The sequence below is a fragment of the Nocardia sp. NPDC088792 genome, from assembly GCF_044750615.1.
Lineage (GTDB): Bacteria > Actinomycetota > Actinomycetes > Mycobacteriales > Mycobacteriaceae > Nocardia.
The window spans coordinates 257879-283290 of sequence record NZ_JBIVKC010000001.1 but is presented as its reverse complement, the minus strand read 5'-3'; the positions used below and the strand labels follow the sequence as shown (position 1 = coordinate 283290).

Annotated in this window: 29 protein-coding genes and 1 pseudogene; 14 read left to right on the top strand and 16 right to left on the bottom strand. The window is 66.1% G+C overall.

The window, feature by feature from the left end; translation table 11 throughout:
* The first annotated feature begins 103 nt into the window (after positions 1–103).
* The 4 genes from ACIP5Y_RS01375 (at position 104) to ACIP5Y_RS01360 (ending at position 3876) form a co-directional block, all read left to right on the top strand.
* A complete protein-coding gene (locus tag ACIP5Y_RS01375) occupies positions 104–826 on the top strand; it encodes a DUF5134 domain-containing protein (protein WP_400346531.1) in 723 nt (240 codons plus the stop codon).
* 106 nt (positions 827–932) lie between these two features.
* Positions 933–2159 (top strand): aspartate aminotransferase family protein, encoded by a 1227-nt coding sequence (locus tag ACIP5Y_RS01370; protein WP_400346530.1) that lies wholly within the window; start codon positions 933–935, stop codon positions 2157–2159.
* 50 nt (positions 2160–2209) lie between these two features.
* A complete protein-coding gene (locus tag ACIP5Y_RS01365) occupies positions 2210–3658 on the top strand; it encodes an amidase (protein WP_400346529.1) in 1449 nt (482 codons plus the stop codon).
* Between the two features lie 53 nt (positions 3659–3711).
* Positions 3712–3876 (top strand): hypothetical protein, encoded by a 165-nt coding sequence (locus ACIP5Y_RS01360; protein ID WP_400346528.1) that lies wholly within the window; start codon positions 3712–3714, stop codon positions 3874–3876.
* Here the strand turns inward: ACIP5Y_RS01360 and ACIP5Y_RS01355 are convergent.
* Both ACIP5Y_RS01355 and ACIP5Y_RS01350 read right to left on the bottom strand, forming a co-directional pair.
* Positions 3863–4618, bottom strand: a complete 756-nt coding sequence (locus ACIP5Y_RS01355; RefSeq protein WP_400346526.1) for an MBL fold metallo-hydrolase — start codon at positions 4616–4618, stop codon at positions 3863–3865. The genes ACIP5Y_RS01360 and ACIP5Y_RS01355 overlap by 14 nt on opposite strands.
* Before the next feature lie 28 nt (positions 4619–4646).
* Positions 4647–5453, bottom strand: a complete 807-nt coding sequence (locus ACIP5Y_RS01350; protein WP_400346524.1) for an alpha/beta fold hydrolase — start codon at positions 5451–5453, stop codon at positions 4647–4649.
* A gap of 172 nt (positions 5454–5625) precedes the next feature.
* Here ACIP5Y_RS01350 and ACIP5Y_RS01345 point away from each other — a divergent pair, with 172 nt between their 5' ends.
* On the top strand, positions 5626–6597 hold the full coding sequence (locus ACIP5Y_RS01345; protein ID WP_400346522.1) for a M48 family metalloprotease: 972 nt from the start codon (positions 5626–5628) through the stop codon (positions 6595–6597).
* Between the two features lie 221 nt (positions 6598–6818).
* On the opposite strand, the gene ACIP5Y_RS01340 is transcribed toward ACIP5Y_RS01345, so the two are convergent.
* The 4 genes from ACIP5Y_RS01340 to ACIP5Y_RS01325 form a co-directional block, all read right to left on the bottom strand.
* Entirely contained in the window at positions 6819–7511 is a 693-nt protein-coding gene (locus tag ACIP5Y_RS01340) for a PhzF family phenazine biosynthesis protein (RefSeq protein ID WP_400346520.1), read from the bottom strand.
* 21 nt (positions 7512–7532) lie between these two features.
* On the bottom strand, positions 7533–8282 hold the full coding sequence (locus ACIP5Y_RS01335; protein ID WP_400346518.1) for an HNH endonuclease family protein: 750 nt from the start codon (positions 8280–8282) through the stop codon (positions 7533–7535).
* A gap of 173 nt (positions 8283–8455) precedes the next feature.
* Positions 8456–8995: a carboxymuconolactone decarboxylase family protein gene (locus ACIP5Y_RS01330; protein ID WP_400346517.1), complete on the bottom strand. Its 540-nt coding sequence runs from the start codon at positions 8993–8995 to the stop codon at positions 8456–8458.
* A 14-nt stretch (positions 8996–9009) separates the two neighbouring features.
* Complete coding sequence (locus tag ACIP5Y_RS01325; protein WP_400346516.1) at positions 9010–9597, bottom strand: peroxiredoxin; 588 nt, start codon at positions 9595–9597, stop codon at positions 9010–9012.
* A 107-nt stretch (positions 9598–9704) separates the two neighbouring features.
* Between ACIP5Y_RS01325 and ACIP5Y_RS01320 the strand changes: the two genes are divergently transcribed.
* The 4 genes and pseudogenes from ACIP5Y_RS01320 to ACIP5Y_RS01305 form a co-directional block, all read left to right on the top strand.
* Positions 9705–10613, top strand: a complete 909-nt coding sequence (locus ACIP5Y_RS01320; RefSeq protein ID WP_400346514.1) for a hydrogen peroxide-inducible genes activator — start codon at positions 9705–9707, stop codon at positions 10611–10613.
* Positions 10614–10720: 107 nt separating this feature from the next.
* Positions 10721–11509: an MBL fold metallo-hydrolase gene (locus ACIP5Y_RS01315; protein ID WP_400346513.1), complete on the top strand. Its 789-nt coding sequence runs from the start codon at positions 10721–10723 to the stop codon at positions 11507–11509.
* A complete protein-coding gene (locus ACIP5Y_RS01310; RefSeq protein ID WP_400346512.1) occupies positions 11506–11964 on the top strand; it encodes a gamma-glutamylcyclotransferase family protein in 459 nt (152 codons plus the stop codon). The genes ACIP5Y_RS01315 and ACIP5Y_RS01310 overlap by 4 nt, the downstream gene beginning before the upstream one ends.
* A 34-nt stretch (positions 11965–11998) precedes the next feature.
* Positions 11999–13462, top strand: a pseudogene (locus ACIP5Y_RS01305) (fatty acyl-CoA synthetase); the annotation flags it as partial.
* Positions 13463–13565: 103 nt separating this feature from the next.
* On the opposite strand, the gene ACIP5Y_RS01300 reads toward ACIP5Y_RS01305, so the two are convergent.
* The 3 genes from ACIP5Y_RS01300 to ACIP5Y_RS01290 all read right to left on the bottom strand — a co-directional run bounded on the left by ACIP5Y_RS01300 (position 13566) and on the right by ACIP5Y_RS01290 (position 15091).
* A complete protein-coding gene (locus ACIP5Y_RS01300; protein WP_400346511.1) occupies positions 13566–13997 on the bottom strand; it encodes an RpiB/LacA/LacB family sugar-phosphate isomerase in 432 nt (143 codons plus the stop codon).
* A gap of 16 nt (positions 13998–14013) precedes the next feature.
* The gene (locus tag ACIP5Y_RS01295) at positions 14014–14130 is read right to left on the bottom strand and encodes a DUF397 domain-containing protein (protein WP_400349051.1); all 117 of its coding nucleotides are present in this window, start codon (positions 14128–14130) and stop codon (positions 14014–14016) included.
* Positions 14131–14200: 70 nt separating this feature from the next.
* Complete coding sequence (locus ACIP5Y_RS01290) at positions 14201–15091, bottom strand: helix-turn-helix domain-containing protein (protein WP_400346509.1); 891 nt, start codon at positions 15089–15091, stop codon at positions 14201–14203.
* Between the two features lie 796 nt (positions 15092–15887).
* Here ACIP5Y_RS01290 and ACIP5Y_RS01285 point away from each other — a divergent pair.
* The 3 genes from ACIP5Y_RS01285 to ACIP5Y_RS01275 all read left to right on the top strand — a co-directional run bounded on the left by ACIP5Y_RS01285 (position 15888) and on the right by ACIP5Y_RS01275 (position 18188).
* Positions 15888–16217 carry a hypothetical protein gene (locus ACIP5Y_RS01285; RefSeq protein WP_400346508.1) on the top strand — a complete coding sequence of 110 codons (330 nt, stop codon included), beginning with the start codon at positions 15888–15890 and terminating at the stop codon, positions 16215–16217.
* A 44-nt stretch (positions 16218–16261) separates the two neighbouring features.
* Positions 16262–16981: a hypothetical protein gene (locus tag ACIP5Y_RS01280; RefSeq protein WP_400346506.1), complete on the top strand. Its 720-nt coding sequence runs from the start codon at positions 16262–16264 to the stop codon at positions 16979–16981.
* A gap of 541 nt (positions 16982–17522) precedes the next feature.
* Positions 17523–18188: a DUF4097 family beta strand repeat-containing protein gene (locus ACIP5Y_RS01275; protein WP_400346505.1), complete on the top strand. Its 666-nt coding sequence runs from the start codon at positions 17523–17525 to the stop codon at positions 18186–18188.
* A gap of 20 nt (positions 18189–18208) precedes the next feature.
* On the opposite strand, the gene ACIP5Y_RS01270 is transcribed toward ACIP5Y_RS01275, so the two are convergent.
* The 3 genes from ACIP5Y_RS01270 to ACIP5Y_RS01260 are packed head-to-tail and all read right to left on the bottom strand — an operon-like array spanning position 18209 to position 19978.
* Positions 18209–18607, bottom strand: coding sequence for a hypothetical protein (locus ACIP5Y_RS01270; protein ID WP_400346504.1), 399 nt, complete (start codon positions 18605–18607; stop codon positions 18209–18211).
* Between the two features lie 14 nt (positions 18608–18621).
* Positions 18622–19476, bottom strand: a complete 855-nt coding sequence (locus ACIP5Y_RS01265) for an alpha/beta fold hydrolase (protein ID WP_400346502.1) — start codon at positions 19474–19476, stop codon at positions 18622–18624.
* A 49-nt stretch (positions 19477–19525) separates the two neighbouring features.
* Positions 19526–19978, bottom strand: coding sequence for a winged helix-turn-helix transcriptional regulator (locus ACIP5Y_RS01260; RefSeq protein ID WP_400346501.1), 453 nt, complete (start codon positions 19976–19978; stop codon positions 19526–19528).
* Positions 19979–20135: 157 nt separating this feature from the next.
* On the opposite strand from ACIP5Y_RS01260, the gene ACIP5Y_RS01255 reads away from it, so the two are divergent.
* Positions 20136–20618 (top strand): MarR family winged helix-turn-helix transcriptional regulator, encoded by a 483-nt coding sequence (locus tag ACIP5Y_RS01255; RefSeq protein ID WP_400346500.1) that lies wholly within the window; start codon positions 20136–20138, stop codon positions 20616–20618.
* Positions 20619–20716: 98 nt separating this feature from the next.
* A complete protein-coding gene (locus ACIP5Y_RS01250) occupies positions 20717–21103 on the top strand; it encodes a DUF1304 domain-containing protein (protein ID WP_400346499.1) in 387 nt (128 codons plus the stop codon).
* 33 nt (positions 21104–21136) lie between these two features.
* On the opposite strand, the gene ACIP5Y_RS01245 is transcribed toward ACIP5Y_RS01250, so the two are convergent.
* The 4 genes from ACIP5Y_RS01245 to ACIP5Y_RS01230 all read right to left on the bottom strand — a co-directional run bounded on the left by ACIP5Y_RS01245 (position 21137) and on the right by ACIP5Y_RS01230 (position 25228).
* The gene (locus tag ACIP5Y_RS01245; protein WP_400346497.1) at positions 21137–22129 is read right to left on the bottom strand and encodes an aldo/keto reductase; all 993 of its coding nucleotides are present in this window, start codon (positions 22127–22129) and stop codon (positions 21137–21139) included.
* Positions 22130–22252: 123 nt separating this feature from the next.
* Positions 22253–22708 (bottom strand): VOC family protein, encoded by a 456-nt coding sequence (locus ACIP5Y_RS01240; RefSeq protein ID WP_400346495.1) that lies wholly within the window; start codon positions 22706–22708, stop codon positions 22253–22255.
* 196 nt (positions 22709–22904) lie between these two features.
* Positions 22905–24119: an adenosylmethionine decarboxylase gene (speD, locus tag ACIP5Y_RS01235; RefSeq protein ID WP_400346494.1), complete on the bottom strand. Its 1215-nt coding sequence runs from the start codon at positions 24117–24119 to the stop codon at positions 22905–22907.
* 8 nt (positions 24120–24127) lie between these two features.
* Positions 24128–25228 (bottom strand): type III PLP-dependent enzyme, encoded by a 1101-nt coding sequence (locus ACIP5Y_RS01230; protein WP_400349050.1) that lies wholly within the window; start codon positions 25226–25228, stop codon positions 24128–24130.
* Positions 25229–25412 lie beyond the last annotated feature (184 nt).

Here is a 25412-nt window from a genome sequence, read left to right as displayed (position 1 = left end):
GCGCACTGCGTTGCTGGTGATCGACACCGCGTTGTGGGTGGTGAACACCGCGGTTGTGCGTCTCGAGGAGTTCGGTCACTGTGCGGAGAGGTGGTGGGTCCCGGTGGTATTCGTGCAGGAATACGGCCTGTTGCGATGGTGTGTGGTGGCGGCGTTCGGGGCGGTCGCGGTGATCATGGTGGGCCGGTTGGCGGCCGTGGGGCAGAGTCGGGTGGCGGTGGGACACGATCGCGTGGCCCTGGCCGGAGACAGTCGCGTGACGGTAGCCGGACACGGCCGCGCGGTGGATGTGGAATCGGATGCGGCACATCTGCTCATGTGCCTGGTGATGTTGGCGATGCTGGTGTTCCCGGCCGCGGCCGATCCGCGCGCCCTGCACGGAGTGCTGACGGCCATGGTGGTGGTGTACGGGGTATTGCTGGCGGGCCGGATGCTGCAGTGGCGCGGTCTGCTGCGGTGGCCCGGTGGAGAGGATGCGGCGGAGCAGGCTCCGGGACGGCACCGGGTGGCGGCGCTCGCCTACCACCTGGTGGCCGCCGCGGCCATGCTGTACGTAGTCAGTGGGTCCGGGGCGCAACAGGATTCGCACGCCATGGCCGGCATGGGTGCGATGCCGGGCATGGGAGAGCGGGCCGTCTGGCCATTGCTCGCTTTGGCCGCATTGTTCGCAGCGGATGCGCTCGCCATGTTGATCCCGAGAGCGCGGCGGCTGCTGTGGCATCTGCTCCCGCACCCCGCGGGCCGGGCCGGCTCGGCGGCGGTCGCGCCGCACCTGGTCATGGATGTGGGCATGACCTACATGCTGATCGCCATGGTCGCGGGGTAACCGGGGGTCGTTCGCGCTGCTCACCATCGTGATGGTGAGATATAGGGGGTAGGTCGGCCGTGCCCTCGCCGGGGCACGCCGGTACAGGGTGCATGGAGGTGGCGGTATGGGTTCGCTGTGGCATGGCTTCGCCGATATGGGTGCGGTCGAGCGCGATGGTGCGTTCGTGGTGGCGCGCGGTGAAGGCGCCTACATCTGGGACGAGGGCGGCACGCAGTACCTCGACGCCACCGGCGGCCTCTGGTTCGCCAATATCGGCCACGGCCGCCGCGAGATCGGTGACGCGGTCGCCGCGCAGCTGAGCCAGGTCGCGCACTACTCCAACTTCGGCGACTTCGTCTCGCCGGTCACCCGCGACCTCGCCGAGCGGCTCTCCGCGCTGGCGCCGGTCCCGGGCAGCAAGATCTTCTTCACCTCCGGCGGCTCCGACGGCATCGACACCGCCGCCAAGCTGGCCCGCCGCTACTGGCAGGAAGTCGGCCGCCCGGAGAAGACCCTCATCGTGGGCCGGCAGCGCGCCTACCACGGCATGCACGTCGCGGGCACCTCGCTGGCGGGCATCCCGGTCAACCGCGAGGGCTACACCGGTGAGTTCATGCCCGACGCCCGCACCATCGAATGGGATCAGGCCAAGGCGTTGACCGCCCTCATCGAAGAGGTCGGCGCCGAGCGCATCGCCGCCTTCTTCGCCGAGCCGATCATCGGCGCGGGCGGCGTGTACCTGCCGCCCGAGGGCTACCTCACCGAGGTCCGGCAGATCTGCCGCGACAACGACATCCTGTTCGTGGCCGACGAGGTCGTCACCGGCTTCGGCCGCATCGGCGGATCCTGGTTCGCCTCCTCGCGTTTCGACCTGCAGCCCGATCTGATGACCACCGCCAAGGGCCTCACCTCCGGCTATGTGCCCATGGGCGCGGTATTCATCGCCCCGCACATCGCCGACCCGTTCTTCGCCGGCGGCGTCTGGTGGCGGCACGGCTACACCTACGGCGGGCACGCCGGCGCGGCCGCCGCGGCCATGGCCAATCTCGACATCATGGAGCGCGAGAACCTGCTCGAGGCCAGCAAGAACCTGGAATCGCTGCTGCACGAGCACTTCTCGCCGCTGGCCGACCACCCGCGGGTGGCCGAGGTGCGCAGCGGCCTGGGCGCCGTCGCGGCCGTGCAGCTCGCCGATCCGGCCGAGGCCCTCGCCATGGTGAAAACCCTGCGCGCGCACGGCGTCTCGACCCGCGCCGCGGGCCAGGGCGCACTGCAGATCTCACCGACCTTCGTCATTACCGACGCGCAGGTCAAGGAGCTTTCCGAGCGCTTCGCCGCCGCCCTGGGCTGAGACCGCCGCGATGGCCTCCACTCTCGATCATTCGTCGGTAGATTCGGCTCATGGAGTGGAGTTTCCGGTCGGCCGAAGAGCTGTTGGCTGCCTTACGTGCCGGTGAAGTGACCTCGGTGGAACTGACCGAGGAAGCGATCGCGCGAATAGAACGCGACGACAAAGCGATCAATGCGATCTGCGTGCCCGACTTCGATCGGGCGCGCGACGCCGCGCGCGAGGCGGATCAAGCGCGCGCCCGTGGCGAGGACCGGCCGCTGCTGGGTGTCCCGATCACGGTCAAGGAGTCCTACAACGTCGCCGGCCTGCCCACCACGTGGGGCATGCCGGCGTTCGCGGACTACCTGCCGGCCGAGGACGCGCTGCAGATCGCGCGCGTCAAGGAAGCCGGCGCCGTGGTGCTCGGCAAGACCAATGTGCCGTTGATGCTGGCGGATCTGCAGAGCTTCAACGACATCTACGGCACCACCAACAATCCGTGGGATCACGGTCGTTCGCCGGGCGGCTCCTCCGGCGGCTCGGCGGCGGCCCTGGCCGCCGGCTTCGGTGCGCTGTCCCTCGGCTCCGATATCGGCGGTTCACTGCGCAATCCCGCGCACTTCTGCGGCGTGTACTCGCACAAGCCGACGCACGGGCTGGTGGCGCCGCGCGGTCATGTCCCGCCGCCCGCGCCCGCCTTGCCCTCCGATCGCGACTTGGCCGTCGTCGGCCCGATGGCGCGTACCGCCCGCGATCTCGCACTGCTGCTGGACGTGATGGCGGGACCCGACCCGCTGTCGCTCGGCGTCGCCTTCGACCTGAATCCGAAACCCGCGCGGCACGATCGGCTCTCGGACTTCACAGTGCTCGTGCTGGAAGACCATCCGCTGTTGCCGACCGGATCTGCGGTGCGGGCCGGCGTGAACCGGGTGGCCGACGCGCTCGCCGCCGCCGGTGCCCGCGTCGAGCGGGACAGTGCGCTGTTCCCGGATCTCACCGAGGCCGCGACGCTCTACATCCAGTTGCTGCTGGCCAATCTCGCCTCGGGCTACCCCATCGAACGGTACGAGCTGATGCGGACATTCGCCGGTGCGCTGAATCCGGACGATCGCAGTTTCGGCGCGGCGCTGCTGCGCGGCTCGGTCTTCACCCACCGCGAGTGGATCGAGGCGAACGCCCGCCGCGATGTCCACCGCCGCGATCTGCGGCAGTTCTTCACCGAATTCGACGCCGTGATCTGCCCCATCACCCCGACCCCCGCCTTCCCGCACGACCACAATTCCCTCGAAGAGCGGACCATCGAGATCGACGGCGCCGCATATCCGTTCGGCATCCAGCTCGTCTGGCCCGGTATCGCCACCATGCCCGGCCTGCCCGCCACCGTCATCCCCGCGGGCCGTTCCCCCGAGGGCCTGCCGGTCGGTGTGCAGCTCATCGGCCCGATGTTCGAGGACCGCACCCCGCTGCGCCTGGCCGAACTGCTCGAACAGGAGATCGGCGGTTTCGTGGCCCCGAACTAGGGCCGTGCATCAGGCGCCCGGCCCGAAGATCATGTGCGCGGTCCTATTCGGCGGTGCCTCGAGATCTGAACCAGCGCCCACTGTCCCCAATCCTGGATCGCGCGGCACTGATAGATGCCGGATTCGATGGCGAGGCGGCCGAATCGGAGGCCGCCACGCGGATGGTCGTCGCCGTCACCCCGTCGCAGTCCTGGCTGCCTGCGCTCACGGAACGGTGACCGTGATTCCCGGCAGGACCAGCCGGACGTCGACCTCGGGTGCCAGCCGTGCGACCGCGTCGGCATAGTGGCGTGGGTCCTGATCGCCACTGGTGATCGTCCGGTCGCCGAGCTGACCGCTGTGGAAGGCATAGTGATGCGGCACAGCCATGGTCGGTGCGAGCACGGCCGTCAGCCCGGCGGCCTGTTCGGCATCCATGACCACCTGACGCATGTGCAGCGGCCGCACGCACAGGCCGTTGGTCGGCAGGATGGCCAGATCGATGTGGCCGAATCGCTCCGGAATGGTGTCGAGTTCGGGGACGCGCAGGGAGTCGCCGCCGAAAAAGACGGTGCGCCCGCCGTGCTGGATGAGGAAGGTGACCTCGTGCACGCCGTGTTGTCCGGGCGTCGCCGTCACGGTGAGGTCGCCGACGCCGGCGGACTCCCACGCCTCGATGGCGCGGACGTCCCGGAATCCCTTGTCCAGCGCGATCTTCGCGACGGTGCCGGGTCCGATCAGCGGCACCTCGAGGTCGAAGCCGCCGTCGACGAGGGCATCGAGGTCGCAGTGGTCGTAGTGCTCGTGGCTGACCACGACCGCGTCGATGTGGCCGAGGCTCTGCACGGTCGAGGAGATCGGCTCACCGTGGTAGTAGTGCGCGGTCTGGGTGAACCAAGGATCGGTGAGAACGCGGATATCCCCGATCTCGATCAGCTGGCAGGCGTGCCCGATCCGGGTGACGCGCAGTGGTGTGCTCATGGTGGATCTCCTTGCATATCAACGGATATCAGAACGTGCCCAGATCCAGTAGCGCGCCGAGCAGCTCCTCGGGTGTCTCCAGCTGGGGGAGATGGCCGCTGCGGGGGAGCAGGGTGAACGCGGCGCCGGGGATGGCGGCGGCATACGCCTTGCCGTAGTCCGCGTCGACGATGCCGTCGCTCTCGCCCCACACCACGTGGACCGGCAGATCGAGGTCGCCGAGCCGATCGGCCAGCGTCGGATCGAAGGGCACGGGGCCGGTGTATCCGAGCATCGCCTGCACATCCGGACTCGGCCCGGGGGCGCCGGAAGTCGGCGGCGTCGGGGCCTTGCTCGGATCATGGAACGAGAACGCCCGGATCTCGGGCAGCGAAAGCCCGCTGATATTCGTCATCGGATGTCCCGGCACCTCGATCCCGGTCCCATCGACGATCACTACACCGCTCACCCGCGGGCTCCCGGCCAGCGCGATCTCCGCGGCCACCCACCCGCCGAACGAGTTCCCGATCACCGTCACATCGCTGAGATCGAGTTGCTCCAGCAGCCCGACATACATCCGCGCCAGCCCGGCCACGTCGTGCACGCCGGGCGCCTTCGGCGTCCCGCCGAATCCCGGATGAGTCGGCAGCAGCACCCGCGAATGTGTGCGCTCCGCCAGCAGATCCGCGAATCCGGCCATGGTCGGAACGCCACCGCCGCCGTGCAGCAGCAGATACGGCCGGGTGCGATCCCGATCCTGCACGGTCACCTCGACCGGATCGGCGGAATCGATAGGGAGAGTGTGGATTTCGGTACGAGTCGGCCGGAGTGACCCGGCCGGGATCGGAGTGCTCATGTGTTCTTCTCCTTGTGTGCTACCCGGTGGAAGCTATATAAGGAACCTTATATCAGGTTGCTGATATAGACAAGAGTCGTCCGGTAGTGCCCTCCGAATCGAGGGCATGAGACCGCGGTTTCCCCTGACTACCTTGGTAATCGAGATCCACCTAGACCTTCGGATGGCGCCGATGTCGTCTCGAACCACAATCGCCGCGCGGCCCGGCGATCACCTCGGCCGGCTGCGCGCCCGGCGCCGGGCGCTGGTCGCCGCCGAGCTGATCCTGATTTCGCCGGAGCTGGTGCTCTCCGCGCTGCTCATCGTCCATTTCTGCGCACCGCACGGAGCCCTGCTCGGCATCGCGCTGGGAATGTGGGCGCTGCTCGCGGTGCCGGCCGGGTTCCTCGCCTACCAGGCTGGGATGCTCGTCCCGCCCGAGGAGGCACGGTTTCCGGACACCGTGCCCGAGAGCGAGAAGGTGTTGCTCGCCGCGACCTGGCACGACGTCGCCGAGTCGGCCGGACTGCCGGACAGCACCTTCACGCTGGCCATACAGGAGTCGGAGAAAATAAACGGAAGCGCGTACGGCAGGAACACGATCCGGGTCACGCGGGCCGCGCTCCAACAGCTGCCACCGCTCGAACTGCACGCCATGGTCGCCCATGAGCTGGGACATCACCTGGTCGTCGGACTGCGCGGGCCCGCGGACATGCTCCTGCTACTCGGCCTCCCGGTCGCACCGCTCGAACTTCCGCAGCTCGCGACCCACCGGATCGCCGAGCGCCTGCTCCGTCACGAAAAGAATTCGCGCGTAAAGAAGCTGACAAGACTGGGTGCGGTCTGCACGGGGCTGCCTGCGCTGTTCGGGATCCTGGCGTGGCTTTTCGGTCCGGTGCCCGCGGTCGCGCTGATGGCGGTGACGCAGGGCGCGCCGCTGTCTCGCGCAATCCTGCAGCGGCACCGTGAGTTCGCGGCCGATGGATGCGCGGTCGACCTCGGATACGGGACCGGAATGCGAGACCTGCTGCGGATGCACATCGGCGACCTCCGCTCGGAACTGGATCCGTACACCGCACTGTTCCTGCCGCACCCGTCGAATCGCCGCCGCATCCGCCGCATCGAAGCGCGGCTACGCGTCCTCGAAAGCCGTTGGCGCCCATGATATTTATTCAGACTCGAAGTTGCGAACGACGCGCAACGCGCCAGCTATCGAAGGTACCTGCGCCGGCGCAGTCTGCCCTGGACGGCCGCGATACCTCGCCCGAAGCAATGGACGCGATCGACGATCCGCGCGTGCCACGCCGGCCCATGTCGCGGAGCCGTGGTCGACCAGGCAATTGCAGGCCCGCGCGGTGAGGGCGCAGGCCTGGCGGCATCACGGCCCTAAATCAATACCGGGTGGTCGGGGACGACGCGGCCACCCACGCGGGCCCAGCCGTCGGAATCCCATTCGGTGAAGATCTGGGAGCCCTGGCCCTGGGTGATGTGCAGGCCGCGGGTGAGCAGGGCGGTGAGGGCGATGGCGGCGGCGCCGGTGGCCGGGTCTTCGGGGATTCCGAAGGCGGGGGCGAACATTCGGGCGCGGACGGCGCTGTGGGCCTCGTTGCTCCAGGCCCAGCAGTAGTGTTTGCCCTCGGGGAAGTCGGCAGGGTCGAGGGTGGCGAGTTCGTCGAGGCTGTCGAACTGATGGAACTCGAATTTGGGGGCCCATTCGGAGCGGGCGCGGACCCAGGTGAGGCCATCGGTGGTGGCGACGTCGACCGGGCCGGCGGGGACGTCGAGGATATCGACCGGGGTGCCCAGCATGGTCAGCCACCAGGCGGTGCCGACGGTGGGGTGACCGGCGAAGGGGAGTTCGGTGACGGGGGTGTAGATGCGCATGCGGGCGCGGTCGCCGGTGGGATCCTCGACCACGACGGTCTCGCTGTAGCCGAGGCGGGCGGCGAGCGCCTGATGATCGACATCGATCACGTCACCGGCGCGCGCGATGCCGAGCGGATTGCCGTAGCGGCCCGTCGCATCGGTGAACACGCGCACCACTTCGATCTGAGTGCCATCACTTTCGGGTGTACCCATGAATTCGGAGCTTACCTACGGTTATCTTCCGGGAACAGGTGTGCAGGCCGCGAGCATGTCGGACAAAGCGGCCTTCTCGGTGGGCTGGACGGTCAGCGACCAGCGGGTTTTCACGCCGATCCAGCGGCGTGCGTAGTCACACCGGTACGCCTGCCGGGGTTTCCACTGGTCCGGGGTTTTCGAGCCCTTGTCCTGGTTCGCCTGCTTCTGCACCGCCAGCAGATTGCCGACGTCATTGGCGAATTGCCGGCGCTGATCGGCGCTCCATTCGGACGCTCCCGAACGCCACGCGTCGCCGAGCGCCACCACATGATCGATCTCGATATCCGAGGCCTTGAACCGGTTGTAGGGCAGCTGCGCGCCGGTGTACGGATCGTGGAGTATCCCGGACAAGGCCAGGCACGAATTGCTTTCCGCCAGGCGCACTTCCGACAGATCGCGCTTCATCACAACCTCGCGCGCGGTGCAGCCGTCGCTCAGCCGGGGCTCGCCGCCGCGGCCGGACCAGCCGGGCCCGAAAGCATTGCGTTCGTACGACTCCCAGTTGCGGTTCCGGGCGACCGTGAGCCGGTCCAGATCCGCGCGCGCCTGCTGGGCGTCGGGGAGCACGGTGCCGGTCGTGTCCGCCGCGGCGGGAGTCGCTGTGCGCGTGGACTCGTGGCGATCCAGGTACAGCGCGACCCCGGTGGCGGCGACCGCCGCGAGCACGACCGTAGTGGCCAGGAACTTACGCCCGCGGCGCTTGGCGGGCGTCCGGGCGCGCGGGGTCATGCGGGGCAGTGTAGGGGCGGGTCCCGGGCCCGCCGGTCAACATCGCCGTCCGGTCACCCGATTGCAGCGAATCAATGGCAAACGACCGTTCGTGGCGGTACAAGTGTTCCGCCGCAAACGAAACACGCCCGCCGCACCGGAGTGCGACGGGCGTGAAATCGAGCCGGAAGACCTCAGACGGTCGCGACAGCCAGCGTCTCCGTCGACTGCACGGCCTGCCCGACGCCCGCCACGATGGCGGCCGCGCGCAGCGCCTCGAAGATCACCTCACGCGAGACGCCCGCCTCACGCAGGGTGTGCTCGTGCGCCTCCAGGCAGTGCTGGCAGCCGTTGATCGAGGAGACCGCGAACGACCACAACTCGAAATCGGCCTTGTCCACACCCGGATTGCCGATGATCTGCATGCGCAGTCCCGCGCGCAGATCGTCGTAGCGGCCGTCGAGGAACGCCTTGCCCCGGTAGAAGACATTGTTCATGCCCATGATCGAGGCGGCGCCCAGTGCGGCGTCGTACGCCTCCGCCGACAGTGTGTCGGCGGCTTCCTCGGCGATCTCGCGCAGCGTGGTGGCCGAACGGGTGGCGGCCGCCGACGCGAGCAGGGTGCCCCACAGCTGCTGCTCGTTCAGCACGGTGGTGCGCGAAATCGAGGACAGGTTGAGCTTCAGATCCTTGGCGTACTCGGGTAGCGAGTTCTTCAGGTTCTCGATGGTCACGATGAAAGCCCTTCTCAGACCGACGCGGTGAGGAGCTCGCCGGCGTTGATGGTCGGGTCGCCCTTCTTCCAGTTGCAGGCGCACAACTCGTCGGACTGCAGGGCGTCGAGCACGCGCAGCACCTCGTCGACATTGCGGCCCACGGAACCCGCGGTGACCGAGACGAACTGGACCTCGTTGTTCGGGTCGACGATGAAGGTGGCGCGATCGGCGACGCCGTCGGCATTGAGAACGCCGGTGGCGGCGGCCAGTTCGCGCTTGAGGTCCGAAAGCATCGGGAAGGGCAGGGTCTTCAGGTCCTCGTGCTGGGCACGCCACTGGAAGTGCACGAACTCGTTGTCGACGGAGGCGCCGAGCACCTGCGCGTCACGGTCGGCGAATTCCTCGTTCAGCTTGCCGAACGCGGCGATCTCGGTGGGGCAGACGAAGGTGAAGTCCTTCGGCCAGAAGAAGATGATGCGCCACTTGCCCGTGTAGTCATCGCTCGAGATCTGCGTGAAGTAGTCGTCGGGCTGCTGAGCATTGACCTTCGACAGATCACCGCCGATGACAGCCTTCAGGTTGTAGGCCGGGAACTGGTCGCCGATGGTCAGCAGTGCCATGCTTGCTCCTCTTCGTAGTCGTTTCGATCGTGTCGTGACTGCTGCGAATGATCTTTCCCGAACCTCGGTAAGAGGTAAAGGTGATCGGTCGCACTATACTGATAGGCGTGACTGATCAAACTTATCAGCCGACCCTGTCACAGCTGCGTGCGTTCGTAGCCATCGCCGAATATCGCCACTTCGGCACCGCCGCAGCCCGGCTGAGTGTGAGCCAGCCAACGTTATCGCAGGCCCTGGCATCATTGGAAAACGGACTCGGGCTCCAATTGATCGAACGCAGTACCCGCCGAGTGCTGGTGACACCCGCCGGAAAACGGTTGCTGCCGCAAGCTATTGCGACACTCGAAGCAGCCGACCGATTTGTCGCATCCGCCGCGGGTTCCGGACCGGGCGGCACGCTGCGCATGGGGATCATCCCGACAGTAGCCCCGTATGTACTGCCCACGCTGTTACCTGAATTACGCACCCAGCTACCCGGTTTGGTTCCGCACGTGATCGAAGACCAGACCGCCCGGCTGCTCGACGGATTGCGGTCCGGCGTCCTGGACGTGGCGCTGCTCGCCTTGCCGACCGAGGCCTCCGGGGTGGTCGAGATACCTCTCTATACCGAGGCGTTCGTGCTGGTCGTGCCGCGCGGCCACGCCTACGCCGGACGACCCGACCTGAAACCCTCCGACCTGGACTCGGTTCCACTGCTGCTGCTCGACGAGGGGCACTGCCTGCGCGATCAGACCCTCGACCTGTGCCGCACCAACGACGCCCACCCGGGCACGGTCGGGGACACCCGGGCCGCCTCCCTGGCCACGGTCGTGCAATGCGTGGCAGGTGATCTCGGCGTCACCCTGATTCCGGAGATGGCGGTCGCCGCCGAAACCTCGCGCGGCACGCTCGAAATCGCGCGTTTCGCCGCTCCGGCGCCGGGGCGCACCCTCGGCCTCGCCTACCGCGCGTCCACGGCCCGCACCGAGGATTACATCCGGCTCGCGGAAATCATTCGCGCGCATCGGCCGGAATGAGAGTTCCCACTCCGGGGCCGCTCGGGCCGCTTCCCTGAAACCTCTCCACCACGCCCGGGCGATCTGCGAGGTTGCGCCGGTTCGGGGTGTCTGGGAATGTCGGGCCCATGCGGATTCACCATCTGAATTGCGGCACCATGGGAATGGGCATGGTCGACCACTGCCTGCTGATCGAGACCCGCGACTCCCTCGCACTCGTCGATACCGGCTTCGGGGTCGAATGCGTGCGCAATCCCCGCAAGATGGTGGGACTCAGCCGATTCATGCTGCGCCCGAAACTGTCCGAGACCGAGACCGCGCTATGGCAGATCCGGGCCCTCGGGTACGACCCGCGCGATGTCCGGCACATCATCCTCACCCACCTTGATCTCGACCACTCCGGCGGACTCTCCGACTTCCCGGAAGCCACCATCCACGTCCACGGTCCGGAATTCCGGGCCGCCACCGCCACCCCCACCTTCTCCGAACGACTGCGCTACCACGCGGCACAGTGGGCGCACGGACCCAAATGGATGGTCAACGAAATCGAGGGCGGCGAAGACTGGTTCGGCTTCACCGCCGTCCGGGATCTGCCCGGCCTGCCGCCGGAGATCCTGGTGGTCCCGCTGCCCGGGCACACCCGCGGACACGCCGGAGTGGCCATCGACTCGGGGCGCGGCTGGCTGTTGCACGCCGGTGACGCCGCATATCTGGGCAGCTCCATCGCGGCCGAGAATCCGAATACTCCACTGATGTGGCAGATGTATCAGGCCGGGGCCGTCGTGCCCGCGGCATACCGGGAGAACCAGCGGCGGCTGCGCGAATTGAACCGGCTGCACGGACATCAGATCTCCGTCATCACCTCACACGACCCGGAACTGTTCCGGCGCTTCGCCGGAACGCGGGCGCGTGCATGAACCGCAGCTGGGCCAGGCGGCTGCCCGAGCCGGAGCAGCCACTGTTCGTGTACGGGACGCTGCGGTTTCCCGGAGTGGTCGCCGAATTGATCGGGCGGGCACCGGCGTCCGAGCCCGCGCTGCTGCCCGGACGGCGGGTGGCCGCGCTGCCCGGCCGGGTGTATCCGGGACTGGTGACGGCCGCCGGCGCTGTCGCACACGGGTTTCTGCTGACCGGACTGTCCGCTGCCGACTGGCGGATACTCGACGCGTTCGAAGACGACGAATACGACCTGAAACCCGTCTCCGTACACGCGGGGGAGCGGGAGACCTACGCGTGGACCTACACCTGGACCGCCGAAGTGACGCAGGAGAATTGGTCGGCCGAAGCCTTCGCCGCCGAGCAACTCCCGCAGTACCTGCGGAAATGTGCGGCCTGGCGCAAGGATCTGATCCTGCTCAAAGAGACTGTATGACACAGGCCACAGTTCTGCGGTAGAACGTGGTCGCATGGAGATTGTCACGGGCGCGCGCCGCCAAGGCCTCGGGGATCTGTTGCGGCGCAGCGCCGCCCGGCAGCCGGGCAAGACCGCCCTGGTGTGGCGGGAACGGCGCGAGAGTTTCGCCGAACTCGACGCGGCCGTGAATCGGGTGGCGCACAGTCTCGCCGATGGCGGGGTGGCGCGCGGCGATCGGGTGGCGATCTACTCGCACAATTGCCGCGAGTTCGTGCTGCTGTACTTCGCGCTCGCACGGCTGGGGGCGATTTCGGTGCCCATCAACTTCATGTTGAAGGCCGACGAGGTGGCTTACATTCTCGAACACTCCGGAGCTACCGCTCTAGTCGCCGAGGATGTGCTGGCCGGTACGGCCGAGGCCGCCGTGAAACAGCTGGGGGACAATGAGATCCGGCTGTTCGGATGGATCGGCCTGACCGAACTGCCGATTGCTTCCGGCTGGGAATCGGTGTCCGACTGGGAGAACCACTCCGACAGCTCCGAACCCGAGGCCGCGGTGGGGGATGACGACCCCATCCAGCTCATGTACACCTCCGGCACCGAATCCCGCCCCAAGGGCGCGACCCTGTCCAGCCGCGCCCTCATCGCCCAATACGTGAGCGTGGTGATCGAGGGCCGAATGACCGCCGACGACATCGAAGTTCACGCCCTCCCGCTCTACCACTGCGCCCAGCTGCACTGCTTCCTCACACCCGATATCTACCTGGGCGCCACCAGCATCCTGCTGCCCGGCCCGGATCCCGCGACCGTCCTGCGCACCATCGAAACCGAGCGCGCCACCAAACTGTTCTGCCCGCCCACCGTCTGGGTCTCCCTGCTCCGCCACCCCGACTTCGACTCGTACGACCTGTCCTCCCTGCGCAAGGGCTACTACGGCGCGAGCATCATGCCGGTCGAGGTCGTCCACGAACTCGCCGAACGGCTACCCGGCGTCGCACTCACCAACTTCTACGGGCAAACCGAACTCGCCCCGCTCGCAACGGTGCTCGCCCCCGAAGACCAGCTCACCAAGCCGGGTTCCGCCGGCCGCCCGGCCCTGAACGTCGAAACCCGCGTAGTCGACGACGACGATCTCCCCGTCCCGCCCGGCATCGTCGGCGAGATCGTGCACCGCTCCCCGCAAGCCATGCTCGGCTACTGGAACGACCCGGCCAAAACCGCGGAAGCCTTCCGCAACGGCTGGTTCCACAGCGGCGACCTCGGGGTATTCGATACCGACGGCTATCTCAGCGTCGTCGACCGCAAGAAGGACATGATCAAAACCGGCGGCGAGAACGTCGCCGGCCGCGAGGTCGAAGAAGTCCTCTACCAGCACCCCGAGATCTCCGAAGCAGCCGTGGTCGGCATCCCGCACCCCCACTGGATCGAGGCGGTCACCGCGATCATCGTGGCACGCAACGGCTTCCAGCCCACCGCCGCCGACGTCATCACCCACTGCAAATCCCGCTGGCCGGCTACAAGGTCCCCAAATTCATCGCCTTCGCCCCCGAGCTACCCAAGAACCCCAGCGGCAAAATCCTCAAACGCGAACTCCGCACCACATACACCTACCTGGCCGATCACCCACTCACATGATCGATATTCGCCTTGTCGCCAGGGTCCGCACTGGCCACCCCCGCGAACCAGGCATCCAGGATCTCCGTCAACTGCGCCCGAGACGTCAACCGCAAACTCAACGCCAGCACATTCGCGTCATTCCACTTCCGAGCCCCCTCCGCGGTATACGCATCCACACACAACGCAGCCCGCACCCCCGCCACCTTGTTCGCCGCAATCGAGGCCCCCGTCCCCGTCCAGCAACAAACCACCGCCTGCTCGGCCCGCCCTTCCACAACATCCCGAGCCGCAGCCTCACTCGCCCAAGCCCAATCATCCCGCTCATCGGGCTCCAACGCCCCATGCGGAATCACCTCATGCCCCCGCCGCCGCAACTCCTCGACGACGTCCACAGCCACCCCGACATTCTCATCAGCTGCCACCGAAATCCTCATATGGGCAGTATCTCTCTCAGTCGAACCGACCCGCGATCAATCCCGCGGTGAAGTCGTCCCATGCTTCGGGTGTGAACTCGAGGGGAGGGGCAGAGGGGTCCTTGCTGTCGCGGACTCCGACCGCATCGGGCACGAACGCTACTTCCACGCACTCTTGCCCACCAGCGCTGCGGCTCGACTTGAACCACTCGGCGTTGCTCAGATCAATGTTCACTCTCGATCTCCCTTGCTATCTCACGCAAAAGGTCCCGGCTCGGTTGCGGATTCATCGCCGCCTCCCGAACTACGGCGTACGCGTTCTGATACCGGTCTACGTCCGCTGGGCGTTCCAAGTACATACTGCCAGTGAAACTCTCGGCGAACACGACTGTCGGTTCGACAGGTCCTCCCTTGGCATCTGCGCCGAATTCCAGCAGCACGAACGGTGGTAGCGCCAAGCCCACTGGGAAACCTGCGCGATAAGGCAGAACCCTGAGTTCAATGTTCCGCCTCGTACTCACGTTTGCGAGGTGTCGAAGTTGCGCCGACATGATGTGGCGGTCACCGAGGAGTGTTCGGATCGCTGCTTCATGGAGTACGACCGATGCGGCCGCTGGTTTCCGACCGCGGAAGATGATCGCCTGCCGTTGCCTCTTCAGTTCGATCCGGCGTTCCAGCTCGGTGTCGGTGTCGGTGTCGAAGTAGGTTCGGTCGAGAACGCGTGTGTAGTCGGCTGTTTGAAGCAACCCGGGGATGATCATCGGCTGGTAGATCGTCAAGCACCTTGCGGCAGCTTCCAGACCTACGTACAGATTGAAATTCGCTGGGATCAGATCTCCGTAGGAATGCCACCACGATTTCGCTGGAACTTGCTGCGCCAGCCCTTTCAGCGCTGCCGTCTTCTCCTCATCGATGCTGTACAGCTCGCAGAGCTCCTGGACCACTCGCGAGCGCACCCGCTCGGTCTGCCCCTTCTCCAAGCGCTGAAGTGTGCTCTTACCCCACTCCATCAGGGTTGCCGCTTCTTCAAGGGTCAGGTTGGCGGCCTCGCGCGCATCTCGAAGGTATCGACCGAGCTGCCGCCGAGGCAGTGTGCTGCTCTCGCTTTCGGACATCAGGCCCATCCCGGGGTGAGTTCGCCGACCGATCTGGGAAGAGTGTGCGCCCAAAACGGGAATGGTGCAGGCATTTTGAAGCAATCAAATTGGGAACCCGAATCGACAAGCCTGAGATGCCTGGCTCGATGTGAACTGGTCGGGCGCTGGGGATTTCCCGCCAGGCGCACTCGGCTCCGCTATCTGCAACTGAGGGAGGAAATCCTGATGCCATGGGATATGTGGGCGCTGCTGTCGATCATCACGCTGTGCAGCGCCGTAATCGCCTGGTCCTGCTGGGGCTTCTACCGCGAGGCCCATCCCCACAACCCCGACCACCTCAGACTCCCCCTGACAGGCGGTGGCCACCTCGACGTCCCCCTGACCCGAACCCGCCGCCCCGGCCGCCATCGCCTTCACCCTCCCGGAACCAACTGGCCCCCAAGTCAATTCAGCAATCCAGCGAGGGCCGGCACATGACCCCGGCCGAGGTAACCACCCGCGGCCGCCTCGCCCTGACAACCAAGGGCAACCGCTTCGCCTGACGACTGCTCATCCGGGGCCCGCCGAACACGCCATATCGCACCCGAGGTCAGACGGGCGGCAGCAGGTCGCTCGCGAAACCGGACCCGTCCCAGCTATCGATTGGCATTGCTTATCAAAAGACTACTGATTGCCCATTGATAGGCCGGGGCCGAGGCCTCAGGCTTGCGGTGCGTCTCGAAAACGGTTGGCGTGCAGAGTTTCCGCGCCGAATCGCCGAGCGTGAGGTGGTCCGGTCCACCGCGAATACTGTTCATCGAAAGAAGGATCATTCATGACCGAGGCACTGCCGACGACCGCCGTTGTCCGCGTCGGACTCGCCAGTTTCGACCCGAGCAAGTTCGCCGAGTTCGACGCCCTCGCCAGGAAGCAGTCGGAGTACCTGACCCCGGCCATCGGACAACTGCCGGGTATCCGCCACTGGTACAGCGCCGTCTCCCCCGAGGGCTCCTACGCCAACGTCAGCATCTGGGACTCCGAGGAGCACGCAAACCAGATGAACGACCTGAAGGAAATGGCCGTCGTCGCCCGCGGCGAAATGGCGGACCTCGGCGGCATCACCTTCCACCCCATCGTCAACCACCCGATCACCTGGACCATCTGAATCGAACGATGGCTCGGTGCAACGGATTCCCTTAGATTGACCGAGTGAAAGATCCCCTGCACGAATTCGATCAGATGCTGCCGCCACGGGTCGACAGCCAGCCTGATCGAACCAAGCCGGGCATCGGGCGCTGGATCGCCGCCGGAACGGTGGCGGCGCTCGCCACCGGATTCGGCGGCGGCATGCTCGAAGGCTGGCAGGCTTGGCGCGCCGTCCACCGCATCGGAGCCGACATGTTCGCCGGCGCGAAAGCAGCGAACTGGGACTTCACGACAGTGATTCCGGTAGTTACCGGGCTCGCGGCAGCCCTGATCGTAGGTGCTCCGGCACCGACACGGCTCGCTGCCCGGCAGTCCTCCGCACTCCGGATCTGGGCAATCGGCGGAACACTCGTAACCGTTGCGGCAGTGGTGTTGTGGCCAATGGCGGCGGGCTGGACTTCGACGGTGTCGATCAAGACGATCCAATGGCTCGCGGGACTCGACTGGCACTCCGATGACAGCAGTGGCGACACCGTCGCCCATTACTTCTATCAATTCATTCCAGCGCGAGGCGCGCTCTGGGGCCTCCTCGAGTCAATCGTCTTCGCCCTCACACTATTCGGATCGCACGCAGCCATCCGCCGCCGCACCGCCCCACACCACCATCGGCAACGCGCACTCCGCGTCCTATTCGCCACCGTGGCCTTGACCCTTGTCTTCGGCGGCGTCTTCGCAGAAATCGCCCAACAGACCAACGGGGAGCTGGGAGTTCAGGCGCTCTGATCGACGCCGATCTCCCACCTTGTTCCGATGCTTCTCGAGGCAACGTGCTGCGGTCAAGCGTGTAGATATACCCCGGGTTGTGCGAGGTGGCTGATTGTTTCGGTGAGGTCGCCGTCGGCGCGGCCGAACGCCAGGTCGAAGTAGGCGCGCAGGTAGGTGCGTTGTAGATCGATGGATCAGGTGGGGTCGGCCTTGCCGATTATCGACTCGGTGGTGGTTGCGGGGAGTAGTCCGGCGGTGGTGAGTTGGGGGAGGTCCAGCCCGTTACTGACGACCGACCCGAGCAGCGGTCCGTCCAGATGGAATCTCTAGCCGGGTACCAGATCCTGACCATCAGCTCGCGTCGCCGGCCGGTGTGTTCCACGGGCCCGGTCGATCGGTGTCTGCCGTGTCAGGGGGGACGTCAGGTTCGCGTCAGGTCTGTGTCAGGTCGAGCGGCGATTGTAGTCGCATGAACAGCTCAGCGATTGCGGTCGCCGAGGGGTTCAGTGGCCGGGTTTACTGACCCGCCAATCGAATTCACATACCTGAGGAGATAGTCATGACCACCTTCCAGACTCCGGAACCGATCGTCGTCGCCATCGATGTGGCCGGTGGTGCGGTCACAGTTATCGCATCCGACCGCGCGGACACCACCGTCGAGGTTGTGCCCACCAATCCCTCGAAGGGGCGTGATGTGAAGGCGGCCGAGAAGACCTCGGTCGAATTCGCCGATGGTGTGGTGCGGATTCACACTGCCGAGCCCAGGAACCAGTACTTCGGCGCCTCCGGGTCGCTGGCGGTCACCGTTCAGGTGCCTGCGGGCTCCCGGATCGAGGGACATACCGGTGGGTGTGAGCTGCGCGGCGTCGGCCGGCTGGGCGATGTCGTCTTCGACGGCGCGTACCGGCAGATCGGGATCGACGAGGCCGCGAGCATCCGCCTCACCGCGGTCGACGGCGACGTCGAGATCGGCCGGCTGAGCGGTCCCGCGCAGATCACCACCGCCAGGGGCGCCATCCGAATCGGCCAGGCCGTGCGGGGCGCGGTTGTCCTCCACACCCAGCAAGGTGACATCTCCGTCGGCGCCGCCCCCGGCGTCTCCGCCTCGCTGGACGCCGGCACCAACCATGGTCGAGTCAGCAACGCCCTCAAGAACAACGGCGCGACCGAACTGGACATCCGCGCCACCACTGGCCAGGGCGATATCACCGCCCGCAGCCTCTGAAGGCGGGTGGGCGGCGCCGATCACATGACCGCATCGGTCTGGAGTGGGCCGGCGGCGATGCGAATCATTTTGATACGCATGGGCACTCGCTCATCGAGGTAGTAGATGTGCATGAACGGGGCGTGGACGACATCGTCCGGTTCGGACTTCTTCGCCATGGTCGCCTCGCCGCGCAAAAGGTAGACGCCGCCCGGAGCTGTCCAGCATTCGAGGACATCGTGGGTGATGTGCAGAGGTGCGTCGATCTTGACGAAGAACGCCTTGATGGCTTCGACCCCGACCAGATGGGCTGTGCCGAAGTACATCTCGGTATCGTCGGTCATGTGCGCGAACCCCGCACCGAAGGTGAGGGTGTCGATCTCGTGCATGATCCGACGGACCCATTCCGGTGTTGTGGCCGGTGTCGCGGTGGTCGTCATCGCGTCACATCCCTTCAGGCCGAACGGGGTAGATCGGACAGGAAGGCATCGATTTCGGCGTTGACCGCGTCCGGGTTCTCCCGGGCCGCGAGGTGGCCGGTGTGCAGCAGTACTCGGAAAGTACTGCGTTCGATCGCATCGGCCATCTTGCGTACCACGTGCACGGGAAACTGACTGTCCTCCTCGCCGGCGATGATCAGCACCGGAATATCGCCGGGAATGGTTGCCAGCCTGCGATGTTCGTCCTTGCGGCCGATGAGGATACTGCGCAATGCCCACGCCACCGATTTCGGATCATCGTTCAGCACGAAGTCGGTGAACGCCAGGAACTCCGGATTGCTCTCCTCGGCGGTCGGCCCGGCGAAGGCGGCGCGGGCGGCTTTCGCCGCGAGCGCGGGCATCCTCGCGTGCAGCGAAAGATAGGTGGCAAGCGCTGTCGCCCAGACGCTTTCGAATGTGGTCGGTAGCGAGGCCGTGGCATTGATGCCCACGGTGGCCAGCGTGCGCTCCGGGTAGTACGCGGGGAAGACGCCCGCGAGCATGCCACCCCAGCTGTTGCCGACCAGCACGCACTTGCCGACGCCGAGCGCGTCGAGGATCTCCACCAGAAGGTCGGCGCAGTCCTTCAGGTCGATGATCTTGCGGAGGGCTTCGGACCTGCCGTGACCGGGGCTGTCGATGAGCACCATCCGATAGTCCGGGGCGAAGTGCTCGTACTGGTATCGCCACATGGTGCCGTCCATCATCAGGCTCGGCCAGCACACCATGACCGGACCATCGGCTCGGCCGCCTACTCGCACGTTGATCAGGCCCAGCGCGGTCGGGATCAGCTGCTCGGTAATGCCCTCCGGCCAATTCGCTGCCGTCATGACAGCCCCTAACTACTAGTATCGAATCAGTACTAGTAGCAAAGTAGCACTAGCTGGTACGTGGCGCCAGAGGTTCGAGGGTGGCGGCGTCGATGGGCCGATGACAGCTGCTGCAGGCGAGATACGGCTCGGTTTCCTGACCGCAGGCGGTGTGCAGCAGTGGGCGGGTATCGAGCGGCCGGCCCTCCGCGGAACTCTCCGCCCAGCGGGTCACCGCCACCAGGGCGGGCACCACGAGCTCGCGCGCGGCATCGGTGAGCAGGTACTCGAACCACTGCTTGTCGTCCCGGTACACCCGCTTCTCCAGCAGCCCCATATCCGTCAGATCGTTCAGCCGCGTCGTGAGCATGGTCGCCGAAATGCCCAGCGCGCGTTTGAGCTCCCCGAACCGCCGCACGCCGAAGAAGACCTCTCGCAGGATCTGATAGTTCCAGCGCTCCGAGATCGCGGCCAGGAAGGCCTGGCCGTGCTCGAAAGTGACATGTTCGGTCCGGTCGGCCATGCCGGTCTCCTCGGTAGTGATTCAGTACTAGTTTCACACCAGTATTGCTCGGCGACTCGAACCACGCGGAGCTTGATCATGGAAGGCTCCTCGGTCGCACCGCATTCACTTGCCTGGGCAATGGGGATCTGTTTCCTGGGCAAGTAAGATGACCTGCATGGACGAACCATCTCCGTGGCTCGACGCGGAGCAGCAGCAACTGTGGCAGGACCTGCTCACCGTCGTGATCGCACTGCCCGCGGCCCTGGACCGCCAGCTGCAGCGCGACGCCGGCATGTCGAACTTCGAATACAGCGTGCTCGCCCGGCTGTCGATGTCCGACCAGGACACCATGCGGCTCAGCGAGCTGGCCCGCGACTGCGACAGCACCCTCCCGCGACTCTCGAAACTGATGGACCGCTTCGAGGCCCGCGAGTGGATCGTCCGCCGCATCGACTCCACCGACGGCCGCTACACGCTGGCCACACTTACCGACCAGGGTCGGCAAGAGCTCGTCGACAGCGCGCCCGGGCACGTCGCCCAGGTCCGCCGGCTCGTCTTCGACCCACTCACCACCGCCCAACGCCGCCACCTCGGCACCGCACTCTCCCGCATCGCCGACACCGTCCGGCGGGAAACCGGAAGCGGCCCTACCGGATAAGTCTGCTTGACGTCGCGGATCCGCTATGTTGTGGATCGGACAGTGTCGGTGCAGGTAGAGGCGCTCTTCTTATATCCGATTCGATCGGAAGGTCTGCCATGGTCATCGCAGGGCTTGCACTTGCCGGGGTAGCGGCGGTCGTGCACGTGTTCATCTTTTATCTGGAGTCGATCGGCTGGACCGGTGGGCTGGCTCGCAAGACCTTCGGGATGACTCGGGAAGAGGCGGAGGCACAGCGGGAACTGGCCTTCAATCAGGGGTTCTACAACCTGTTTCTGGCTGTTGCGGTGTTCGCCGGGATCATCGTCTACGCAGCGGGGCAGCATGCGGTGGGCGCGACGCTGGTATTCACCGGGGCGGGGTCGATGGTTGCGGCGAGTTCGGTGCTGGTGCTGTCGAATCCGAGTCGGGCCGCCGCGGCGGCGAAGCAGGGTGTGATTCCGGCGTTGGGTGTGGTTGCGCTGGCAGTCGGCTTGATCAGCTGACTGCCAGGCGATCGAGCAGTGCGCCGCTGGGCGCTACCGTCCCGCGGTGCGGGCCAGATCCTCGGGGTAGCGGGCGCCGGCGATGGCGTCGGCCGGGGCTGCCGCCTCGATGCGGGCGAGATCCTCGGGGGTGAGGGCGATCTCGGTGGCGGCCGCGTTCTGTTCGAGGTAGGTGCGGCGTTTGGTGCCGGGGATGGGGACCACATGGTCGCCGCGGGACTGGACCCAGGCGAGGGCGAGTTGGCCTGGGGTGACGCCCTTTTCGTCGGCCAGCGTGCGGAGGGCCTCGACGATGGCGAGATTGCGGTCGAAATTGGCGTCGGAGAAGCGGGGGAGGCGGCGGCGCAAATCGTCGGCGGGGAGATCGGCAGGGGAGGTGAGGGCGCCGGTGAGGAAGCCGCGGCCCAAGGGGGAGAAGGGCACGATGCCGATGCCGAGTTCGGCACAGGCGGGGGCGATTTCATCCTCGATACCGCGCGTCCACAGCGACCATTCACTCTGCAGCGCGGTCACCGGGTGGACGGCGTGCGCCCGGCGGATGGTGGCGGCGGAGGCTTCGGAGATGCCGAGATAGCGAACCTTGCCCGCCTGCACCAACTCCGACAATGCGCCCCAGGTCTCCTCCACGGGGACGGCCGGGTCCACGCGATGCTGGTAGTACAGGTCGATGTGGTCGACGCCCAGGCGCGCAAGGGATTCGTCGCAGCACTGCTTGACGTAGGCGGCATCGCCGCGCGCGCCCGCCGGACCCTGCTCGCCCCAGATGATGCCGAATTTGGTTGCCAGCACGACCTTGTCGCGCCGGTCGGCGATGGCGCGGCCCACCAGGCGCTCATTGGTCTCCGGGCCGTAGACGTTCGCGGTGTCGAGCAGCGTGACGCCGAGGTCCAGCGCCCGGTGGATGGTGGCGATCGATTCGTCCTCGTTCTCGCGCACCCCGTACGCCGAACTCATGCCCATGCAGCCGAGTCCCTGCGCGCCGACGGTCAGTTCGCCCAGCTTCCTGGTCCCGATCAAGTCGCTCATGCCTTCAACGCTACGACCTGGAGCACACTCCAAGTCAATCCCCGCCGATCGGCCGGCTACACGTAAGCAGTGGCGAGGCACAACGAAATCCGTTGCGCCTCGCCACGAAATACGAAGGCAGACTCAGGCCTGATCGTAGGCGTCCTGCAACTGCTTCATATCGATCTTGGACATGGTCCGCAGCGCCGTCGCCGCGGCCGCCGACTTCGCCGGATTCGCCCCGGACAGCAGGTCCGGCAGCTCCGACGGAACCACCTGCCACGACAGACCGTACCGGTCGGTCAGCCAGCCACACGGCCCGGGCGCGCCACCCTCGGTGAGCGCATCCCACAACCGATCGACCTCGGCCTGACCATCCACCACAACCTGGATGGACGCCGCATCGGAGAAGTCGTGCCCCGGCCCGCCATTGAGCAGACTCAACGCATGCCCGGCCAGCTCCAGCGTCACGATGAACGCCGAACCATCCGGATTACGGGTAACGCCGGTGATCTGCGATTCCTTGATCGCCGACGTATAGAAGGCCGCCGCCTGCTCGGCCTGATCTTCGAACCAGAGGAAGGTGGAAACGGAGGTCATGATGGGCTCCCTGTCGAGGTGGTGAACTGTTGTCACCCAGTGGTCGGAGTCGCGCTCTGCCGTTCGACACATCTTCGTCGGATTTCCCGAGAAACTTCTTCCGAGCCTACTTCCCGATCGGGAAAGCCCCCGAAACGGCGAATGCCCGCACGGATCGCCATGATCCGTGCGGGCATTCGCCGCTTGCGGTTTCGGGTTAGACCGAGACGCCTACGCGCAGGGCGTGGGGCTCGATGGCGCCGCGGACCAGGGCCCGCTCGTCGATGGTCGCTGCCTGGTAGGGCAGGGTCGACAGGGTGGCGGTCATCTTGGCGACCGGGTCTTCGATGGCCTTCGGGGTGCCGAAGATGAAGGTCCACTCGTGCTCGTCGCTGACGTACGGAACGACGGTCTCGAAGAGGTTGTGGAAACGGGTCCACGAACGCTTCAGGGTCTCGTTGCGCCACATGGTCTGACAGCCGGCCTGCGCCGCCAGCACGCCGCCCTCGGCGAGCAGCGCCTTACAGCGGTTGAGGAAGTCGTCCTCGTACAGGCGGTTGTGCTGGGCATCCTCGACACGCTCGTCGGGGAGGTCGATGCAGATCATGTCGTAGCGCACGCCCGCGGCCTCCGCCTTGGCCAGGAAGTCCCAGCCGTCGGCGTAATGCATCTTGATCGGGCCCTGCTGCGCGACCGCCGCGGCCAGATCGGCCTGGGTGTAGCCGTAGGGGAGGTGCTCGGCGCACAGCTCCACCTCCAGCTGGTCGATATCCACGTGGTCGACGAGCGCGGCGCCCGCGGCCATCGACATCTGCGACGCGACGCCCTCACCGGAACCGATGATCAGCACCTTCTCCAGCTTCTCGGCCAGCGCATAACCCGGGACCAGCATGGCCTCGTGGTAGGTGAGCTGCGAGAACTCGGTGGACTGGCGATCGTCGTCGGAGAACAGGGAGATGCCCTGCTCGGTCTTGGCGATCACCATGTGCTGGAACGGGGTGTTGGTGTCGACGATGACCTCGGTCATGTTCCAGACGCGGGTCAGGCCCTCACCCACGGGCTCATGGATCCGGCGCGAGGCATGGCCGCGCTGGATGACCTCCATGTTGACCGTCTTCGGCGACAGCTCTTCCTTCAGCAGTTCGACGGCCTTGGTGGCGCCGGAACCGATACTGCCGCAAGTGAATACGTCGACGAAGATGTCACCCGACTCGGGGTAGGTGTGAATCGAGGCGTGGGACTCGGACAGCAGCGCCAGCACGGTGACCCCGTGCGGCTCGAACTGTTTACGCACGACATCGCAGATGGTCACCCCCGAGGCGACCAACGATTTTCGAAGTGCGGTTTCGAGTCGTTCGAGGTCGTCGCAGAGATTGGCGTCGACACCACCGAACTCGGCCAGCACATGCCAGCCGGTGAATTCTGCCGTCATGGCTAAACTCACTCTCGCTCAGCGCCAATGACATGCACAGTCAGAGGCGGAAAACCGTTGAAGGACACCGACGAATAGCTCGCCGTATAGGCGCCGGTATCGAGGATCCGAACAGGATCACCGGCTTGCAACGTGGTCGGAAGAAGGACCCGCGTGCGTTGATAGAGTACATCGTCCCCGTCACACGTAGGACCGGCCACCACGGCCTCGTCCTTCGGATCCGAGTCCCGATCGGTACGGAATCGGTAGGCGATGTACTCGTTCTCGGTTTCGGCCATGCCGTTGTAGCGGCCGATATCGAGGTATATCCAGCGCCGCCCGTCCGGCGCTACACGAACATTCACCACTTCGGCATGGATCTCACCGGTATTGCCCACCAGGGCGCGACCGGGTTCCACGACGAGTGCGGTGTGTTCCGGGAGGAAGCGGGCCGCGGCGTCGGCAATGGCCGCGCCCAGCTCCGCGAGTTGAGGCGCCGGATCGGCGTACGAAATCGGAAGTCCCCCACCGATATTCACCGCCGTAACCGGAATGTCCTTGATTTCCAACGCTTCCGCGATGGCGCCCGCCTGCTCGATCCCGATGCCCCAGGCCTTCGGGTCCAGCTGCTGCGAGCCGACATGGAAGTACGGGCCGACCACCTGCAGCCCCAGATCACGCGCCCGCACCAGCAGCCGTTTCGCCTCACCGGGCGCGCACCCGAACTTGGTGCCGAACGGCGTCTGCGATTGCGGCGCCGACGACAGGAACCGGCACTCCACCTCGGAACCCGGCGCATGCTCGGCGATGCGCAGCAGGTCGTCCTCGGTATCGAAGGCGTAGCGCCGCACGCCCGCCGCATACGCGGTGGCGATCTGAGCGGCCTTCTTGATGGGATTGCCGTAGCACATGACGGCCGGGTCGACACCCTGCGCGAGGCAGAGTTCGATCTCACCGACGCTGGCGACGTCGAACTCCGCGCCCTCGTCGTTCAGCAGCCGGATGATCTCCGGCACGGGACTCGCCTTGACGGCGAAGCGAATTCGCGCCGCGGGGAGTGCGGCATGCAGTGCGCGGTAGTTCGCGCGGACCTTGTCCAGGTCGATGACCAGACAGGGCGACTCGGGCAGGTTTCGATCCGTCAATCTAAGGGAACTCTTTTCGGTCGGCCGCAACCGGCGGGACTCAGGCAACCTGCGCGACAATACACGCGATCGGCCGCGGAAAACGAACCGAAGACCGATCGAATACGTCACTCTTACGGCCGAAATGGATAAGACGGCCGAATCGCCTGCCGCGGGCGGGCTCCGCGCT